Annotated in this window: 17 protein-coding genes; 11 read left to right on the plus strand and 6 right to left on the minus strand. The window is 71.0% G+C overall.

Features of this window, described 5'->3' with window-relative positions; all coding sequences use genetic code 11:
- Positions 1–150: 150 nt before the first annotated feature.
- Positions 151–636, plus strand: coding sequence for a hypothetical protein (locus ACFY2L_RS12830; RefSeq protein ID WP_390822278.1), 486 nt, complete (start codon positions 151–153; stop codon positions 634–636).
- Between the two features lie 182 nt (positions 637–818).
- Positions 819–3611, plus strand: coding sequence for an AAA family ATPase (locus ACFY2L_RS12835; protein ID WP_390822419.1), 2793 nt, complete (start codon positions 819–821; stop codon positions 3609–3611).
- Here ACFY2L_RS12835 and ACFY2L_RS12840 read toward each other — a convergent pair.
- Entirely contained in the window at positions 3560–4345 is a 786-nt protein-coding gene (locus ACFY2L_RS12840) for a hypothetical protein (RefSeq protein ID WP_390822279.1), read from the minus strand. The genes ACFY2L_RS12835 and ACFY2L_RS12840 overlap by 52 nt on opposite strands.
- Here ACFY2L_RS12840 and ACFY2L_RS12845 point away from each other — a divergent pair.
- The 4 genes from ACFY2L_RS12845 to ACFY2L_RS12860 all read left to right on the plus strand — a co-directional run bounded on the left by ACFY2L_RS12845 (position 4330) and on the right by ACFY2L_RS12860 (position 8548).
- A complete protein-coding gene (locus ACFY2L_RS12845; RefSeq protein WP_390656975.1) occupies positions 4330–4803 on the plus strand; it encodes a MarR family winged helix-turn-helix transcriptional regulator in 474 nt (157 codons plus the stop codon). The two genes, ACFY2L_RS12840 and ACFY2L_RS12845, sit on opposite strands and share 16 nt — an antisense overlap.
- Before the next feature lie 105 nt (positions 4804–4908).
- Complete coding sequence (locus tag ACFY2L_RS12850; protein WP_390822280.1) at positions 4909–5187, plus strand: Atu4866 domain-containing protein; 279 nt, start codon at positions 4909–4911, stop codon at positions 5185–5187.
- Positions 5188–5332: 145 nt separating this feature from the next.
- On the plus strand, positions 5333–6952 hold the full coding sequence (locus ACFY2L_RS12855) for a Na+/H+ antiporter (RefSeq protein ID WP_390822281.1): 1620 nt from the start codon (positions 5333–5335) through the stop codon (positions 6950–6952).
- Positions 6953–7147: 195 nt separating this feature from the next.
- On the plus strand, positions 7148–8548 hold the full coding sequence (locus ACFY2L_RS12860) for an amidohydrolase family protein (RefSeq protein WP_390656979.1): 1401 nt from the start codon (positions 7148–7150) through the stop codon (positions 8546–8548).
- Between the two features lie 78 nt (positions 8549–8626).
- Here the strand turns inward: ACFY2L_RS12860 and ACFY2L_RS12865 are convergent, their stop codons facing one another.
- Positions 8627–8914 carry a DUF1330 domain-containing protein gene (locus ACFY2L_RS12865; protein ID WP_390656980.1) on the minus strand — a complete coding sequence of 96 codons (288 nt, stop codon included), beginning with the start codon at positions 8912–8914 and terminating at the stop codon, positions 8627–8629.
- Between the two features lie 129 nt (positions 8915–9043).
- Here ACFY2L_RS12865 and ACFY2L_RS12870 point away from each other — a divergent pair, with 129 nt between their 5' ends.
- Positions 9044–9373, plus strand: a complete 330-nt coding sequence (locus ACFY2L_RS12870) for an ArsR/SmtB family transcription factor (protein WP_390822282.1) — start codon at positions 9044–9046, stop codon at positions 9371–9373.
- Positions 9374–9516: 143 nt separating this feature from the next.
- On the opposite strand, the gene ACFY2L_RS12875 is transcribed toward ACFY2L_RS12870, so the two are convergent.
- The gene (locus tag ACFY2L_RS12875; RefSeq protein ID WP_390822283.1) at positions 9517–10119 is read right to left on the minus strand and encodes an FG-GAP repeat domain-containing protein; all 603 of its coding nucleotides are present in this window, start codon (positions 10117–10119) and stop codon (positions 9517–9519) included.
- Between the two features lie 687 nt (positions 10120–10806).
- Here ACFY2L_RS12875 and ACFY2L_RS12880 point away from each other — a divergent pair.
- Entirely contained in the window at positions 10807–11739 is a 933-nt protein-coding gene (locus ACFY2L_RS12880) for an NADP-dependent oxidoreductase (RefSeq protein WP_390656983.1), read from the plus strand.
- A gap of 63 nt (positions 11740–11802) precedes the next feature.
- Here the strand turns inward: ACFY2L_RS12880 and ACFY2L_RS12885 are convergent, their stop codons facing one another.
- From ACFY2L_RS12885 to ACFY2L_RS12895, 3 genes are all read right to left on the minus strand, one after another.
- Complete coding sequence (locus ACFY2L_RS12885; protein WP_390822284.1) at positions 11803–12786, minus strand: alpha/beta hydrolase; 984 nt, start codon at positions 12784–12786, stop codon at positions 11803–11805.
- A gap of 151 nt (positions 12787–12937) precedes the next feature.
- Positions 12938–13591, minus strand: coding sequence for a hydrolase (locus ACFY2L_RS12890; protein ID WP_390822285.1), 654 nt, complete (start codon positions 13589–13591; stop codon positions 12938–12940).
- 715 nt (positions 13592–14306) lie between these two features.
- Entirely contained in the window at positions 14307–15182 is an 876-nt protein-coding gene (locus tag ACFY2L_RS12895) for a helix-turn-helix transcriptional regulator (RefSeq protein WP_390656986.1), read from the minus strand.
- Positions 15183–15347: 165 nt separating this feature from the next.
- On the opposite strand from ACFY2L_RS12895, the gene ACFY2L_RS12900 reads away from it, so the two are divergent.
- From ACFY2L_RS12900 to ACFY2L_RS12910, 3 genes are all read left to right on the plus strand, one after another.
- Positions 15348–16217 (plus strand): helix-turn-helix transcriptional regulator, encoded by an 870-nt coding sequence (locus ACFY2L_RS12900; RefSeq protein ID WP_390822286.1) that lies wholly within the window; start codon positions 15348–15350, stop codon positions 16215–16217.
- Between the two features lie 211 nt (positions 16218–16428).
- A complete protein-coding gene (locus tag ACFY2L_RS12905) occupies positions 16429–16995 on the plus strand; it encodes a flavin reductase family protein (RefSeq protein WP_390822287.1) in 567 nt (188 codons plus the stop codon).
- Positions 16996–17141: 146 nt separating this feature from the next.
- The gene (locus ACFY2L_RS12910) at positions 17142–18776 is read left to right on the plus strand and encodes a BTAD domain-containing putative transcriptional regulator (RefSeq protein WP_390822288.1); all 1635 of its coding nucleotides are present in this window, start codon (positions 17142–17144) and stop codon (positions 18774–18776) included.
- Positions 18777–18933 lie beyond the last annotated feature (157 nt).

Genomic DNA, 18933 nt, shown 5'->3' on the forward strand with positions numbered 1-18933 from the left:
GCCGCCCGGCTGGCTCGTCGTGGGCCACGAACTGGCCCGCACGGCACTCGCGCACCCGTCGCTGAGCAAGGATCCGGCACCCTTCGCGGAACTGCGATCCTCCGGCCGCCACATCCTGCTGCCGGATCCGGATTCGGCGGCAACATGCTCATGGCCGACCCGCCGCGACACACGCGCCTGCGCCGGCTGGTCTCCAGTGCGTTCACCTCCAGCGCGGTGGAGTCGCTGGAGTCGTGGACCCGCGAGGCCATGACCAACCCGTCCGACCGGCAACGCGCGAGCCTCCTCGCCCTCAGCACCTACCTGCGGCGGCTGCTCGACGACAAGCGCCGCCGGCCCCTGGACGACCTGCTGTCGCGGCTGATCGCGGTCCGTGACGCGGACGACGGACGGTCGTCGGACACCGAACTCCTCGGCACGGCCCTCATCTTGGTCGCCGCGGGTCACGAGACCACCGTCAATCTGCTCGGGAACGCCGTGGTCGCCTGCTCGATCATCCGGAGCAGGCCCGCCGAGCCGGGTGACACGGTCACTGTGGCGCTGACCTCCGCGGGGCGGGACGCTCCGTGGAGCGCCTGCCGGACCTCGCATGGATCCGGCCCGCGTACGAGGTCACCTGGCTGCCCGCCGGGATGACTCGGGGTCCCGTGCGGCTGCCCGTTCGCTTCACCCCCCGGTGACCTCCCGGTCAGGGACCGCCGTAGACGGCTCATAGACGAGCCGTAGACGGGCGTAGCCGACGATCGGGGCGGATGCAGCACACCCTCGTCCGTGACGACGGGGCACACCTACACGGGAAATGAGTCTTGAGGACGATCATGGGGGGCGGCGCGGTGTGCGCTCGACCGGCGCGCACGCCCGCGACACAACGGTTGCTCGGCCGAGGCGAGGAGCAAGCAGCCCTGAGGGGCCTCATCGCGGGCGCCCGCGCCGGCACGGGCGGTGCTCTCGTGCTGTACGGGGAAGCGGGCATCGGCAAGACGGCGCTGCTGGACGGTGTGCACAGCGACCACAGGGCGCTGCGCGTCCTGCGCGTGGACGGCACGCAGACCGAGGCCGAGCTGTCCTTCGCCGGGCTCCAGCATCTGACCGGTCCACTGCTGCGCCACTTCGGCGGCCTGCCACAGCCGCAGCGTGAGGCACTGGGCGTGGCTCTGGGCCGCCGTTCGGGTCAGGCTCCCGACCCCTTGCATCTGGGCCTGGCCGTACTGGGTCTGCTGGCGGCGGCCGCCGAAGAGGAACCGGTCATCTGTCTGGTCGACGACGCGCACTGGATGGACCGACGTTCCCTCGCCGTGCTCGCGTTCGCGGCGCGGCGTGTCACCACCGGGCGCATCGCCTTCGTCATCACGGCCGAGGGCACCGAGCACCTCGCGGAACTGACCGGGCTGCCGGCTCGTGCCGTCAGTCCCCTGAGCGACCGGGACGCCCGCGAGTTGCTGGACGGCGCTCTCCGTGCCCCACTGGACCAGCGGGTGCGGGAACGGGTCCTGTCCGAGGCTCACGGCAATCCGTTGGCCCTGATCCACCTCCCGCGCTGGATCGGGCCGACCGAGATGGCGGCCCGGTCGACCGCACCAGGTGTGCGGGCGCCGAAGCGACTGGAAGATACGTTTCGGGCCCGGCTGTCCCAGCTCCCACCCGACGTGAGACGGTTTCTGCTCCTCGCGGCGGCCGAACCGGACGGCAACCCCCTCCTGGTGCGCCGGGCCGCAGAGCTGATGCGCATGGGCCCTGACGTCGCGGCGACGGCGGAGTCCGCCGGTATCCTCGACGTCGGCACACGGGTGTGCTTCCGGCACCCCCTTCTGCGATCCCTGGTCTACGCCGAGGCCTCCGCGACCGAACGACGGCGAGCCCACGCCGCCCTGGCCGCATGCGGCGATGCCGTCCAGGACTCCGATCGCCACGCCTGGCACCGGGGACAGGCCGCCGCCGGATTCGACGAGAAGGCGGCCGGCCGGCTCGAGGACGCCGCCCGCCGGGCGGCCCGGAGCGCGGGCATGGCGGTCGCCGGGGGGTTCTGGGAGCTGGCTGCCGCGCTCACCGCAGATCGCCGGACCAGAGCAGCACGGCTGCTTTCGGCAGCGCGGGCGAAGCGGGAGACCGGCGCCTTCCAGGAGGCTCTGGCCATCCTGGCCTCCCTGCGACATGAGCCGATGCCCGACCCCGATCGCGCCCGAGTGGCCGTGATGCACGCACGCACCGTCTATGCCGTCCGGCGCAACGACGAGGCGGTCGAGTCACTGCTGGACGCAGCACACCAGGTGGCGGGTCACGACCCCGCGGCAGGCCGGCGCCTTCTGCTGGACGCGTTCGGGGCCTTGTCCTTCGCCGGGCGGTACGTCTCGCCGGATCGACGGCGTGACATCGTTGCCCAGACCCGACGACTGGGCCGGGCCGTCGACCCGGACGAGCCGGTGGCGACACTGCTGGCGGCGCTGATCGCCTCCTGCGCGAACAGCCCCGACGCCGTGCCGTCGATGGCGCGGGCGGTCCGGACCTGCCGGGGCGACTCCGGTACCCGGCTGCTGGCGGACCCGGGCGTGGTCCAGCTCGTCTGCAGTGCGGCCCTGCACACGTGGGACGCGGAAGCCTGGCTGCACCTGGTGGACCGGCATGTGCGCGGTGCACGCACGACCGGAGACCCCGCCGCTCTGCCCATCGCCCTGAACCACCGGGCCATGGCGGACATACACGCCGGGCGCCTGGACGACGCGGCGGAACACGTGGCACAGGCTCACGGCATCACCGAGGCCAACGGGACGGCACCGCTGCGTTACGCCGACCTCGCCCTCGCGGCGTGGCGGGGCGACGAGCCGAGGACGGCCTCGCTCGCCGACCGCGCGACAAGGGAAGCCGCGGAACGCCGTGAAGGACGGCTGCACACGGCCACGGAGTACGCCCTTGCCGTCCTGCACAACGCGGCGGGCAGACCAGAGGCCGCTCTGGCGGCCGTCGGAGAACTGCGGGAGGGCACCGGGGCGGGGTACTGGGGTCTCCTGGCGGCGGAGCGGGTCGAGGCGGCCGCGGCCTGCGGCCTCACCGCCTCGGCGCGGTCCGCGTGCGACATGCTCAGGGACGACGCACGAGCGTGTGACACTCCCTGGGCGAGGGGGATGTCCCTGAGAGCGCGGGCGCTGGTCGAACCCGGGCCGGCCGCGGAGGCGCTGTTCCGGCAGGCCACCGAAGAACTGAGCGCGGCCGGAGCGGTCCTGCAGACGGCCCGCACCCAACTGCTGTGGGGAGAGTGGCTGCTGACCAGCGGGCGGCGGACACAGGCACGCGAACCGCTGCGCCGCGCGTGGACGGCGTTCACATCGGCGGGCGCGCACGCCTTACGGCTCAGAGCCGCCGGAAGACTTCAAGCGGCGGGCGAGCGGACGGTGCGGCCGGGCAGCGGGGTCCAGACGCTGACGGCCCAGGAACTGCGGGTGGCGCGGATGGTGGCGCGGGGCGAGACGTCCCGGGAGGTCGGCACGGCCCTCTTCGTCAGTCCCCGCACGGTGGACGCCCATGTGCGCAGCATCCTGCGCAAGCTCGAGGTCCCCTCACGCCGTCACCTGCGCCATGTCGAGGGGCTGCGCCCCACCGACCGCACCGGGGCATGAGCACCTGCCGACATCGTGCCCGCCCGGGGCCGGGGGAGCGGTCGGTGCGCACACCTCGGCGCGCCGCCCACGGCCTCGGCGCGGCCGCGCCTCTCACCGGGACGCCGGCTCGTCACGTCGTCGCCGCTCCGACTCCACGGAGGACTTCCAGGTGGCCGGCATGCGCAGAGCCGTTTCGTCGTGCGTTCGATCACGCGCTGGTCGGTCCACAGCACGCGGAACTCGGGGCTGCCGGCTGCCAGTTCGCCGATCAGACCGCTCAGGGCCGGGTCGGCCGGCCGTCGCCCCGCCTCCATCCGGAGCATGGCGGCCGTGCCGGAGGCGACCGCGTCCCAGTCGGCGTACAGCACGCGGGCACAGGGGTCGAGGAAGACGAAGCGGGACTGTACGCGCTGGCGGGACTGTACGCGCTGTCCAGCACGTCGAGCAGCCGCTGTACGGACGGGCTGACCCGCTGCATCGCGGGGTCCGGGTCCTTGGGGCGGGGGCGATGATCGTCGGCGAGGTCGAACATGTGGGCACGCTCGGTGTCGTCCAGGCGCAGCGCGGCGGCTGCGCCCCGACGAGTTGGTCCATGGGCTCCATCGTGGGACCCGGACGAGGCGGTTGGCGAGCCGGGAGGGTGGCCGTGTTCTTCCTACCCTCACCCGGTTCCACGAGCGAGCGTTTCCCCGCCGGAGATTATAGTGATACGTCAACAATATGGTACGCTTCGGGCGTGACCGAACCGCCATGGCTGACTCCGCAAGAGGCCGACGTGTGGGCGAAGTACCGGCGCCTGCGTCGCGAGCTGCACCGGGCCCAGGAGCGTCAGCTCCTGCGCGACTCCGGTCTGTCGGCGGCGGACTACGCGCTGCTGGCCCCGCTGTCGGAATCGGCCGACGGCGTACTGCGGGCCAGAGACCTCGGGGCGGAGGTGGACTGGGAACGCAGTCGCCTGTCCCATCAGATCAGCCGGATGGAAAAGCGCGGTCTCGTCACCCGTGAGGCATGTGCTGAGGACGCCCGCGGCTCCATGGTCCGGCTCACCCCCAAGGGACGTCAGGCCATCGAGGAAGCCGCGCCCCGTCACGCGGAAACCGTGCGCCGGCTCTTCTTCGACCCGTTCACCGCCCAAGAGGTCCGCCTGTTCGGCGAGTTCCTGGACCGCGTCCTGGCCCAGGTCGAGGCGGAGGCACTGGACACGCCCTGATCCCGGCGCGGCCCAGGACCCGCCCGACCCCGGGAGACTGGGTGGCGCACACCCAGGAAGGCCGCGGCCTGGTACCCGGGGGTGCCACGGGTGAACGTGGATGCCATGAACAGCGACAACACCTCCTCCAGCGCCCCCCACCCCTACGTGGGCATGTGGGTGACCGCGGACGGCCACATCCGCCAGGAGCTGCTTCCCGACGGCCGCTACGACGAGGCCCGTGGCACTCGGAACAGCGCGTACACCGGCAGCTACACCGTCACCGGCAGCCACATCGACTACGTCGACGACACCGGATTCACCGCCACCGGCGACGTGCGGGACGGAATCCTCTACCACGAGCACCTGGTCCTCTACCGCGAGGACGAGGCGCCGCGGCCGTAGCGGCCGCCGACAGGCTGTCCTGCCGTTCCGCCGGCAGGGCAGCCTCTTCTTTTCCCCGCCCCCGCCCGCCCCGCCCCTCGGCACCACGCCCAGGGCGGAGCCGCGCTCCGGCCGCGGCTCCAGCGCACATGGAAGGCACCTCGACATGGAGAGCCTCGAACTGATCGTCGCCGTCGCGGCCGCCGTACTCGTCTCCGGATGGCTCGCCCGCAGGACCGGCCTGAGCGAGCCACTGCTCCTCCTGGGCGCCGGCTGTCTTCTCGGCCTGACGCCGGTCTTCGACGACCTCGCCCTCGCGCCCGAAGTGGTTCTGCTTCTCTTCCTGCCCGCGCTGCTGTACTGGGAGGCACTGACCTCCTCGGTCCGCGAGATCCGCCACAACCTGCGCTCCATCGCCCTCCAGTCGACTGCCCTGGTGCTGGTCACCGCACTGGCCGTGGGTGCCGTGGCCCACGCCTTCGGCTACCCCTGGTCCGTCGCTCTCGTGCTGGGAGCGGTCCTCGCGCCCACCGACGCCGCCGCCGTGGCCGCAGTGGCCCGCGCCATGCCACGGCGCATCCTGACGATGCTGCGCACCGAGAGCCTCCTCAACGACGGCACCGCTCTGGTTCTGCTCGCCGTCACCGTCGAGGTGGTGGCCGAGGACGTCCCCGTCAGCTGGGCAGACACATCCCTGCGGTTCGCCGAGTCCTACGCGGGCGGTATCGCCATCGGTGTCGCCGTCGCCCTGCTGCTCAGGCACGTCAGGCTCCGGCTGCGGGACCCGCTGCTGCACAGCGTCCTCAGCGTCGCCACACCGTTCTTCGCCTTCCTGCCCGCCGAGCTCGTGCACGTGTCCGGCGTGTTGGCCGTCGTCACCTGCGGACTCGTCAGCAGCCGGTACGGCCCCCGGGTGATCGGCTCCGACGCCCGGGTGCAGGCCACGGCCTTCTGGGAGGTCACCAGCCACCTCCTCAACAGCGCCCTGTTCGTCCTGGTGGGCATCCAGCTGCCCGCCGCGGTCAGGGCACTGACGTCCACGGACCTCGTGCAGGCCGTGGCAGTGGCCGCCGCCGTGAGCGCCGCCGTCGTCGGAACACGCTTCCTGTGGTTCTACACCGTTCCCTATGCCGTGCGCGTCGTGGACCGGCGGCCGGAGCAGCGGGAACGCCGGATCGGGGCGGCGCAGCGCATACCGCTGGCCTGGGCCGGAATGCGCGGCGCCATCTCGCTGGCCGCCGCGCTGACCATTCCGACCGTCACCGCGGAGGGGCGCCCGGTGGAGCATCGGGACGCCATCGTGTTCACCACGGTCGTGGTGATCGTGGTGACCCTCACCGTGTTGGGTCCCACTCTCCCGGCCGTGGTCCGCCGGGCCCGGTACGACGCCGACGACGAGCAGACCGCCGAGTCCGTCCTCGCCCACCAGCACCTCGGCACCGCCGCCCTGCGGGCGCTGCCCGAACTGGCCCGCCGCTACTGCGTCGCACCGGGCACGGTGGCGCAACTGGAGCGCGACATCAGCGACCGCATCGACGGAGGCGAGGACGCGGTCCGGCGCAGTCGCAGCGCTCATCGGCTGGAGACGGAACTGCTGCGCGTCAAGCGGCGCGCCCTGTCGGAACTCCGCGACGCCGGGCGCATCGACGACATCGTGCTGCGAAGCGTGCAGGACGTACTGGACGCCGAGGAGGTCCGGCTGTCGGTGAAGGAGTCCAGAATGCCGCCGGCGACCGGCGAGCGCGCCCTGCGAACAGTGCCTCAGCGGGACACCCGAGCGTGCTGACCGGCGGGGCCCCCGGCCGGCGGCTCCGTGCCTCAGGCCGGGGAGGTCGTCGCCGGGCGAGGCATTCCTGGGTGTGCTGCTCCCAGGTGAAGGGCGGCCTGGTGAGGGTCTGCGGCGAGCGGAAGTGTGGTGTGTGGCGCCGGCCGCACTAGGCGGCCGGCGGTGTTCTCCACTTCGAGATCGGGGTTGTGTGTCATGTATGTCGAGGGTGCGGTGCGTGAGGCTCTGCTGGACCAGTTGCGAGCGTCGGCCGGGGACCGCCGGCGGCGGGTGCTGCTGACCGGTGCGACGGTGGTGACGATGGACCCGGCGGTGGGTGTGCTCGACAGGGGTGACGTGCTGATCGAGGGCGACGTGATCGCCGCGGTGGGCACGGACCTGCGGGCACAGGGCGCGGAAGCGGGCGCCGTGGTGATCGACGCGGCCGGCTGCATCGTGGCCCCGGGGTTCGTGGACACGCACCGGCACGCGTGGGAGACGCAACTGCGCCGGATCATGCCGGACGTGGACGACCTGGGCGGCTACGTGACGACCACTCTCCTGGGTTACGCGCCGGTGTACCGCCCGCACGACATGTACGTGGGGACGCGGCTCGCGGCGCTGACGGCGATCGACAGCGGGATCACCACCATGCTGGACTTCTCGCACAACTCCCGGACCGCCGCCCATTCCGACGCCGCGGTGCGGGCGCTGCTCGACACGGGCATCCGGGGTGTGCACGCGGCGATGGCGCCCCACTTCGGTGACTGGGACAAGCAGTGGCCGCAGGACGTGGCGCGGCTGCGGCAGGAGTTCGGCGACAGCCTGCTGTCCTTCCGCATAGCCGCGCTGGCGACCGGCGAGATCGCCGGTCCCGAGCGGGAGTTCGGGCCGCGGCTGGCGGCTGCGGCCCGTGAACTCGGTGTCGGGGTGAGCGTGGACGCGGTGTTCGGGGAGACGTCCTCGCAGGCCATCCTGGAGTGGGAGCGCCAGGGGCTGCTGGGCCCGGACCTGACGCTGATCCACGCCACCGGTCTGACGCGGGACGCCTGGCGGGCGATCGGTGGGAGCGGCACGACGATCGCCCTGGCGCCCACCTCGGACGCACAGATCGGTCTGGAGACGGCGATCCCGGCAGTGGACGAGGCGTTGGCGGTGGGGGTACGGCCCGGGCTGAGCATCGACGTGGAGGTGGCCTTGGCCAGCGACATGTTCACTCAGATGCGGGCCCTTCACGCCATCCAGCGGATGCGGGCGGTCAACGCCGCACATGGCACCGACGTCGCACCGCGTCGGATCAGCACCCTCGACGTGCTGGACTTCGCCACCCTCCAGGGCGCGCGGACCAACGGGCTCGGGGAGGTGACGGGTTCGCTCACCCCGGGCAAGCAGGCCGACGTGCTCGTGATCCGGGCCGAGGACGTCAACAACATGCCGCTGAACGACGCGGTCGGCACGCTGGTCCTGGGCAGCGACGCCCGCAACGTCGACACCGTGTTCGTCGCCGGGCAGGTCCGCAAGTGGGACGGTCGTCTCCTGGACGTCGACCTCGCCGCCCTGCGGGACGAAGTCGCCGCCTCCCGCGACCACATCCTCGACACCGCCACCGACGTCTGAGCTTTTCCCGCGCGGAGGCGGAGGGCCACGGCCCTCCGCCTCCGCGTCCGATGGCCGTCCGCCGCCTGATCCTCGTCCTCAGACGGAGTCGACCACCAGCGCACTGGCGGTGGCGAAGGTGTGCCGGAACTCCCTGAGGGGCTTGTACTCCTCGGAGTGGTAGAAGTTCAGGACGGCCTGCTTGTCCGGGAACTCCAGGATCACTCCGATGGCGGGCCGCTCGTCGGCTTCCAGGACGAAGCACTCGGTGTCGCGGGCAACGGGCTTGCCGCCGTAGCGCGAGACCACCTCGAGGGTCCGGGACTCGTAGTCCCGCATCTTCTCCTCGTCCCGGGGGGTGACGCTGATGACCATGTAGGCACTCATCACTGAATCCTTCGTTAGTTCGTAATTACGTGAACTATTGAAGCGTCGGTTCTCGTCCCTGCCAAATCCCCGGAGCGTGAGCTGCGGCACAACCCTTCGACAGTTGGCGAACGTGCGTACAATCGAAGGGTGAAGCCGTTGACACACCCCAGTCGCGCGGAACTGCGCATAGAGGCAGTGCTGGACGCGATGGCCAATCCCACCCGGCTCAAGATCATCGAGCGCCTCGCCGACGGGGAGGAGCTCACGTGCTCCACCACGCTGCCTGACGTGTCTCCCTCAACGGCGAGCCGTCATTGGCACGTCCTGCGGGAGGCGGGTCTCCTGCGTGCCCGGCGCGAAGGCCGGATCATCCTGCACAGCCTGCGCAGGGAAGACCTCGACAGCCGCTTCCCCGGCCTGCTCGACAGCGTCCTGGCGGCCGTCCGTGACGCCCCGCCCGCGCGGACCGGTGACTAGACCGTCACACGGCTTCCTCCGGCGGCGTGAAACGAGCCGCGCCTTGCGCTAGGGGGTGTTTCGAAAGTCCCGCACAGCACCCGCGGCGCCCGGCACGCACCCTCGAACACCGCGGGCACCGCACAGGACTCTCGAAACACCCCCTAGTTCGCCTCGCATCCCAGGTAGAAACCGGCCAGGCCGGAACGCGGCAGGGAGCCCGGGCCGGAGCCGTCCGACACTCCTGCCGGCACGGTATAGGCGGCATCGGTCCGCCGCGTCGCGTCCGCGAGCCCGGTGTCCGCGTTCCCGAGGCGGGCCTGGATCTCGTAGACCCCGTCTCCGGAGTGGGTGAGAACCGCCAGATCGGGGTGGCGGTCGTGATCGTAGTCCGCGACGGCGATGCCGCGTGTCTCGCCGAGGTCGAGGCGCCGGGTCCGCTGCCCCCGCCCGGCATCCGAGAACGGTCCGAAGACCAGGTCTGCCACGCGCGGGACGATCGGATCGTCGCCCTGCCGTTCCCCCAGCGCCACCACCACCAGGTCGGACCATCCGTCCTGGTCGAAGTCCGCCACGGCGGCCAGAATGTCCTGCTCGTCGGACCCTGCTGAGCCATCGACGAGTTCCCTGGGGCCGACCGGCTCGTGAAAGCCGGAACGCGTCCCGCGCGACAGTGTCAACTCCCTCCCTGTGTGCGAGGGATCGGCGACACGATCAACGAACCCGTCACCGTCCACGTCGGCGACGAGGGCACCGGCCGTGGTCACGCAGGGCTCGACAGCGGGCCGGACAGAGGGCGGACGGCGGGCCGGTCCCTCGTCACCGCACCCCGCGATCAGCGTCACCCCCGTGGCCAGCAAAGTGCCGTAGGCGACTTGCCGAATCCGTGTCCTGGAATGCTGATGGCCGCTCATGGAGGTGCTGTCCGCCCTGGAGTGAGATGCCGGCCGCATGTCTGAAGAGGCCGCGCGCCGACTGGAGTCAGGCCCCATGGTCGGCGGCGCCGTCCTCGGCGGCATCGGTGGTCATCGCCTACATGACGTCCTGGAGAACGCGTGGAAACGACTCGTCGCGTGGTTCGCTCCATGCTGTCAGACCTCGGAAGCAGCGCCGGGCGGCGGTTCGGGGGACGGATCCGCAGACGCTCCGCGGCCGCCTCTCTGCTCGGAGCGCCTCCGGGCCGTCTCGGCGGCGGTCGATCCTAGGCGGTGATCGCCGATGCCTGCGGCCCGTGCTCTTGGAACCGTGGGTGCCGGTGCACGCGGGCACGGCCTGGAGTCCTGGCGCCACCGACCCGCCGGCCGCGTCGCCGACTGAGAGCGGTGATGTTGACGTATCAACAATCGGCGCTATCGTTGACGTGTCATCAAATGGGTCGGAGGTGTTCCGACCCTGATCGAACGGCCGCGGCGCCAGAAACCACGGCTGATCACCCACGTGTCAGGAGCAAGGTCATGAAGGCGCTCATCGCCCGGTCGTACGGCCCCCTGGAATCCCTCGAGTTCGCGGACCTGCCCCTCCCGGCACCCGGCCCCGGCCAACTGCTGGTCCGGCTGCAGGCCACCGCTCTCAACGCGGTCGACAAGGTGCTCGTCACGGGTGCCATGCGCGACGCGCTGCCGGTACGGCATCCCTTCGTCCCGGGTGTGGACGTCAGCGGAGTGGTCGAGTCCGTCGGCGAGGGCGTCACCCGCTTCTCGCCCGGCGACGCCGTCATCGCGTGGAACAGCGTGACCGCCGGAGCGCTCGCCGAGTACATCGTCATCGCCGACGCCCCCTCCGTGGCCCGGCGTCCCGCCGGACTCACCCCGGCGCAAGGCGCGGCCCTGACCACCGCAGGACTCACAGCGGCCGCTCTGCTGGAGGCCGCCCGGGTCGGCGCGGGCGGCAGCGTCCTGATCGTGGGTGCCGCCGGTGGTGTCGGCTCCTTCACCGTCCAGCTCGCCAAGCGGGCGGGCCTGACCGTACTGGCCACCGGACGCTCGGACGACGAGGAGTTCCTGCGCCGCCTCGGCGCCGACCACTTCCTCGACTACCGCGAAGTCGACATGGCCCGCGGGGCACACGCCCTGGTCGACGGCGGAGTCGACGTCGTCATCGACCTCGCCCACGCCGGTCCGGCACTCGCGACCACAGCCGCGGCGGCGAGGGAGGGGGGAGTGCTCGTGTCCCCCCTCGGTGGTCCGTCCTCGTTCGAGCGGGGCGTCACCGCCGTCTACACCGGCACCCGCACCCCCGAAGGCCGCCTGGAAGAGCTTGCCGCCCAGGCATCCGACGGCCGACTGCGTGTCGAGATCGACTCCGACTACGCCTTCGGGCAAGCCGACCGCGCCCTGGTCGACTTCGCCGCGAAGCACGTCCGCGGCAAGGTGACCGTCACCTTCTGACAGCTCAGCCGCCTTCCGGAGTTGAATCGGTCGGTTACGGTGTACAGCTCGCCAGGAGGATGATCAGAGGCGCAGAATCCGCCGGAGCCACTTCGCCCGCGCCGCGCGCGCCCGCTGTGACAACTCGGCGTCGGGGGCGAGCGCGTCGAAGCCGTGGAAGCCGCCCGGCCACACGTGCAGTTCCGCCTCGCCCCCGGCCCGCCAGATGCGTGAGGCGTAGGTGACCACCTCGTCGCGGAAGGTCTCCGCGGAACCGACGTCGACGAACAGGGGAGGCAGGCCGGCCAGGTTCTCGGCTCGTGCGGGTGCCGCGTACGCCGTGACGTCCGGGCCGCCGCGCCGATGTCCCAGCAGCGCGCTCCACCCCGTGTCGTTCGAGGTGCGGTCCCAGGCGCCCACGCCGGCCATCTGGTGCGCGGAAGGGGTGTCGTTGCGGTCGTCGAGCATGGGACAGACCAGCAACTGGCCCACCGGCGCGGGGCCTTCGAGATCCCGGACGAGCAGCGTCAGACCCGCGGTCAGCCCGCCCCCCGCACTGGGTCCCGAGACGACCAGACGCCCGGGATCGATGCCGAGCTCGTCGGCATGGGCCATGGTCCAGCGCAGACCGGCGTGGACGTCCTCCAGGCCCGCGGGGAAAGGGTGCTCCGGGGCCAGCCGGTACTCGACCGAGACGAGCACGATCCCCAGGTGCTGCACCCAGTCGAGCATTTCCCCGAGGAGGGTGCGGTTGTCCCCGAGGATCATGCCGCCGCCGTGCGTGAAGTAGACCGCGGGCCGCGGCCCGGCCGAACCGGTCGGGCGGCAGACCAGCAGAGAGATCTCGGGAGCGCCCTCCGGGCCCGGGACCCGCCGCTCCGTGAAGTCGATGGCTCCCTCCCGGCGCAGCTCGTCGTCGGTCGGCGCGGCGGCCCTCATGAACTCGCGCAGCGCCGGGATCATCTCCGGCAGGACGGCGGGAGGCATGGTCCGCGCCAACGACCCCAGCACGGGGACCAGTTCGGGGTCGAAGGGGGGTGGGGGTCCGAGGCGCGAGGTGTCGGTCATCGTATTCCGGTGCTCCTGTCGGGCAGGCAGGGAAGCGGCGGGCGCGGGTCCCTCGCCGCGCAGCGGCCCGGTACGGCCTAGGCGCGGGTGGCACGGCGAGGAGGCCGGTGCCGTGGCACCCGCGGCGGTTCGTGTGGGGGAGGACCGAAGTTCAGCCCTTGTTCTGGCCGAGGAGCTGGAGCTCCCAGGCGAGGCTGGTGCCGAAGCTGCCGCCGTGCTCCAGGAGGATCTCCGTCATGCCGGGTACCGTCTCCTCACGGGCCCAGTCACGCTGCCACTCGGAGATGACGGTGCCGGAACAGGTCGGGACGACCCCGGCCTGGATCATGCGCTCGATGCCGCGCTCGTGAGCTTCGGTGGTGGTGGCGCCCGAGGCGTCCGTCACCGCGAAGACGCGGTAGCCGTCGGCGAGGGCGTGGATCGCCGGCCAGGCCAGGCAGATGTCCGTCCACAGACCGGCCATGATGAGGTCCTTGCGCCCCGTGGCCGCGACGGCGTCCACGACACGCCGGTCCTCCCACGTGTTGATCGCCGTACGGTCGATCGGCTTCTGGTCGGGGAAGACGTCCTGCAACGGGCGGATGATGTGACCGCCCCGGTCCTCCACCACCGTGGTGAGGATCGTCGGCACATCGAACAGCTTGGCGCCCTTGGCCAGCGCCGTCACGTTGTTGACGACCAGGTTGGCGTCCATGCTGCGCATGCCGGCGAACTGGGCGCCCTGGTGGTCGATCAGCAGCAGCACCGACTTCTCGGGGGTGAGCAGGGCGTCGAGGCCGGTGTAGGTGACGTGGTTGGCTGTCATGTCTTCTCCGAAGATCGTTCGAGGCGACGGCCGGGTGTGACCGCCCGTTTCAAGATCGCACCGGCACTTCACGCCTCGCATCGGCGACTGGTACGTAGGCGTTTTGCGCCTCTGGCCGACAGGTGGATGCGCGCCAACGCGGCAGGTGCGCCACGGGACTTGTTCGGCACAAGTCGCCGATGCGGCGCTTCGGCAGGGCCGCCGAAGTTACGAGCGACGGCCCGGCGACGAGGATCTGGTCCTGCTACGCACGCGGCGCGTCGTCCTGGAGACGGCGCTGCGCGCGGCGGTGGAGGCACAGCGGACCATCCGCTACGAGACCGGTACGGCGGTGCGCGGGCTGGTGACCACGCCGCAGCGAAGTGGTCCGCCGCGGGTCACCGGAGTGCTCCCGGACGGTGGACGAGTCGACACCGGCCTCGTCGTCGACACGTCCGGGCGTCGCTCACCGGTCGTGGACTGGCTGACCGCGGCGGGGCACGGCATCCGAGACGGAGACACACCAGGTCGGTCTCGCCTACGACGCCGGGTTCGACGACTATCGACTGGATGCCGAACGGGGCCAGGAAGGCCGGGACTTTCCTGGGAGTCCCACTCGTGGGAAGTGGATTCGGCCGAAGCGACGGCCCCCTCTCGTGCACCGGGCGATGCCGGAAAACGCAACGCTCCGCGCACCACCGCCGTTCGACGGACGGTGGTGCGCGGAGCGAGATCCTCAGCTGTCGACGCCGGGATGCTGCTGTGGAGGGAGAGCCGGCGCGCTGATGGAGCCCAGCAGGGCGAGCGCGTCGGCCGACCGTGAACCGGGTTCGGCCTGGAGGATGACGAGTTGCTGACCCGGGGCGCTGCGGATGTCGAGCGCTTCGTGGCGCAACTCCATGGGCCCGACGGCGGAATGACGCACTTCCTTGACCTGGTACGGGGGGACCCGTGAGTACTCCCGTGCCCAGAGGGAGCGGAAGTCACCACTGCGCACCGCCAGTTCGCCGACGAGTTCGAGGATGCGCGGGTCGTCGGGTGTCTGCGCCGCCGTCCGCTGGAGATCGGCCACGGCGCGGTGCCTGGCGCGCTCGGGATTGCGGTAGAAGGCCTTGGCGGCAGGGTCGAGGAAAAGCATGCGCAGGACGTTGTCCTGGTGGGTGAAGTCCGAGTACAGGGCTGCCGCGAGGCTGTTGGTCACCAGGAGGTCCTGTGCGCGACCGATGATGAAAGCGGGTGTTCTGGTCCAGCCCTCGATCATCTGCCGCAGCGGCGCGCTGACGCGCTCGACCCGCACGGGGGGCTTCATGCGGCGGGCCGTGGGTCGTGCCACTCGGAACAGGTGCAGCCTGTCCTCGTCGCTGAGTTGAAGTACCCGCGCCACCGCTTCGAGGACACGCTCGGAAGGATTCAGCTCGCGGTCCTGTTCGAGCCGCATGTAGTAGCTGGCGCTGACCCCGGCCAGGGCCGCCACCTCGTCGCGCCGCAGACCCGGCACCCGTCGGCGTCCGGTACTGGGCAGTCCCACCGCCGCGGGGCTCAGCAGTGCCCGTCGGGAGCGGAGAAATCGGCCCAGCCCTTCCACCGTGTCAGGGTGCTTGTGCTTGTCCATGCCATCGAGGCTAGAGGGAAGCCGCCTCAAAAGAACGTGCCGACCGTGGGTGCGTCACTCCCAGGATCAAGATGAGGTGTCACACAAAGTAAGGGGTGTCGAACCGCTCGCCATATTACATGGTCGACACTTTTGACCAGTCGCATTCGGTCTAATCTGGATTCCATGAGCAAGGGGACGCCTTTGGGCGATTTTCTCAGAGCCCGCCGCGAAGTGCTGAAGCCGCAGGACGTGGGCCTGCCCGAACACGGGCGGCGTCGGGTTCCGGGGTTGCGCAGGGAGGAGGTCGCGCTCCTGGCCGGGGTGAGCTCCGACTACTACATCAGGCTCGAGCAAGGACGTGAACGCAGTCCCTCCCCGCAGGTTCTCGACGCGGTGGCGCAGGCGCTGAAGCTGGATGCGGAGGCGACCGACCACCTCAACCGGTTGTGCCTCGCGGCTTCGCAGCGCCCTCGTGACTACGGCCACGGCGAGGTGAGCGCTCAACTGCTCCAGCTCATGGACGGATGGGAGCACACCCCCGCCTTCGTCGTCGGACCGGCCCTCGACGTCCTCGCCGCCAACGCGCTGGCCACAGCCTTGCACGGCGGCTTCGAGGCGTTCGACAACCTGGCGCGCATGGTGTTCGTCGATCCCGCCGGCCGTGACTTCTACCAGGAGTGGGAGCGAGCCGCGCACTCGTGCGTCGCCGAGATCAGAGCCGCCTACGGGTTCGACCCGGATTCCGCCCGCATCGCCGAGGTCGTCGCGGAACTCTCCGAGCGGAGCGAGCAGTTCGCGGACCTCTGGCAACGACACGAGGTGAAGGGCAAGTCGCAGGAGGGCAAGCACCTCAAGCATCCACAGGCCGGTGACCTGCACATCGCGTTCGCCGCCTTCACCGTCAATGGCGCGCCGCATCAGCAGCTCGTCGTGTACCAGGCCGAGCCTGCCAGTCCGACGGCGGCCGCCTTCGAGGTGCTGCGCGCTACGGTGGCGGCGCCGAAGAACGAACAGGACATCGCTGCCGAGCCGGCGGACGCCGACACCGCATAGCGGTCGCGATTCGTGTGGTCGTGGCGCGCGCGGTCCGTTCCCCGCGCGTGCCACGACGCGGCGGCCTCCCGGGGAGCGGAGACGCAGCCTGGTAGTGGCGCACCCAGGTATGTCCCGGCCTTCCTGCCGCTTCCGGCTCACCCGACCATCGAGACACGGGCGCACCGCCCTCTCGGTCGGCGGGTGCGTCGCGCGACGCGAAGGAGCGGACATGATCACTGTGAACGACCTGCGGGTCCACCCCCTGGATCAGGTGCACCGGCTGATCGAACCCGGCCCGGTCATCCTGGTCAGCACGGAGTGGCAGGGGACACCCAACGTCATGACCAACGGCTTCAACATGATGGTGCGCCACGCGCCGCCGTTGATCGCCTGCACCATCGGTCCGTGGGACCACAGCTACACGGCGCTGGTCGAGACCGGTGAGTGCGTGATCTCGATCCCCACGGCCGACATGGCCGCCACGGTGGTGGACATCGGGAACTGCTCAGGTGCCGATGTCGACAAGTTCGGGAAGTTCGGCCTCACGGCCGTGGCCGGTGAGGCGGTCCGGGCACCCCTCATCGCCGAGTGCTGGGCGAACATCGAGTGCCGGGTCGCCGACACCCGTCTGGCGGACTCCCACTCCCTCTTCCTTCTGGAGGCGGTCCGCGCCTGGACCGACCCCTCACAGGAGGCTCCCCGGCTGTTCCACCACCGCGGCGACGGGACCTTCACGCTGGACGGCCCGGTCGTCGACCTCAAGGCGCACATGACCAAGTGGCAGTACCTGGTCTAGGCCGCGGGGAAGCTTGCTGTTGACGTGTCAGCAAAACCCACAGCAGGGTATTGTTGACGTGACAACCTTTGGAGGGTGAGTGGCGACGCGTTCTTCCTCGCAGCGGCCGTCATGACGAGCAACTGCACAGGACAGCGAGGTGCAGGATGAAGGACGAAGGGAAGCCGCGCATCTGCTTCTCGCTGCTGGGGCAGGTCCGCGCGCACCAGGGCGACCACGAGATCGACCTCGGCTCGCCGCAACAGCGGGCGGTGGCAGCCGCGTTGCTGCTCGCTCAGGGCCGGCCCCTGACCGTGAACGACCTTGTCGAAGCGGTGTGGGAGCGTCCGCCGAACTCACCCGCCTCGGTGGTGCGGACCTACGTGTGGCGGCTGAGGAACGCGCTGGAACCAGGTCATCCGCGGTCACAGCCCTGGCGGATCCTGCGGTCGGTGGCCGGCGGCTACCTGCTGGACGCCGACGACGACTGCGTGGACTGGCAGGCGTTCCAGCGGCACGTCGGGGAAGCCAGAGCCCGGCGGGCGGACGGTGACCACACGGCGGCCCTGCTCGCCTACGGCAGGGCTCTCGCGCTGTGGCAGGGTGATCCGCTGGCCTCGGTGCCGGGTCCGCTGGCGGACCGCGAACGCTCCCGCATCCAGGCTCAGCACCTCGACGTCCTGGAGGAACGCCTGCACCTCCAAGTGGACGCGGGCCACTACGCCGAGGCGATCACCGGTGCTTCCGCACTCGTCGAACACCATCCGCTGCGCGAAGGTCTGCACCAAGTGCTCATGCACGCCCTGTACCGTGCGGGACGCCAGGCGGACGCTCTGGCCGTCTACCGCAGGGTCCACCGAATCCTGGACGAGGAACTCGGCATCGCCCCCGGCCCCGACCTGCGGGCGCTGCACGCCCGGATCCTCCGGGCCGACCGTCCCGCCCCCGCACCGCCGAACCCCGAAGCCGCGCGGCGCCGGACGCCGATCCCGCGTCAACTCCCGCACGCAGCAGCCGATTTCACCGGTCGCGTCCCGCAGACTGAGCGCGTCCACGACGCCCTGCTGCGGCATCCCGCCCACGCCATGCCCATCGTGCTGGTCACCGGTATGGGCGGAGTGGGAAAGACGGCCCTGGTGATGCACAGCGTGCAGTCGGTCCTGGCCGCCTACCCCGACGGGCAGCTGCACACCGACCTGCGCGGCGCCGGCGGCACACCGGCGGATCCCGGATCCGTGCTGTCGGCATTCCTGCGCGCCCTCGGCCTGGCGGACTCCGTCATCCCGGACGAACTCGACGAACGCGCGGCACTGTACCGGACGGTTCTGGCGCAGCGACGCGTGCTGATCGTCCTGGACGACGCGGCCGACATGGAACAGATCCTGCCGCTGCTGCCGGGTTCGCCCACCTGTGCCGTGGTCGTCACCAGCCGCAACAGCCTGGCGCCGCTCCCTGTCAGCCTGCGCGTCACCCTCCGTGCCCTGCCCGACGACGAAGCGCTGGACCTGTTCACCCGGCTGGTGGGCAGCGCACGCGTGGCAGCTGAACCGCAGATCGCACGCCAGGTGCTGGCCAGTTGCGGGGGCCTGCCCCTCGCCATCCGCGTCATCGGCTCGCGGCTGGCGGCGCGCCCCGAGTGGAGCCTGGCCCGACTGGCCGAACGGCTCGCCGACGAACGGCACCGGCTGTCGGGAATTCCTGCGGGGCGGCACGCGCATGCGGCTGTCGGAGGCGTACCCGCGCACCGGAGAAGCCGCCGCGGCCCTCTGCCACGCCGAGCGGGCCCTGGCACTGAGCCATGAGGTGCACCACGATCACCTCGCGGCCCTTTCCCTGTCCGCCTTCGGCGACGCCTTGGCCGCGCTGGACCGCCACGACCGGGCACGGCTGCACTGTCAGCGCGGTCGACGAGCTGCGGCGCCTCGAGAATTCACGAACGACGCGCGGCGAGTGGCCCGA

The sequence above is a fragment of the Streptomyces sp. NPDC001381 genome, assembly GCF_042895685.1.
Classification (GTDB): domain Bacteria; phylum Actinomycetota; class Actinomycetes; order Streptomycetales; family Streptomycetaceae; genus Streptomyces.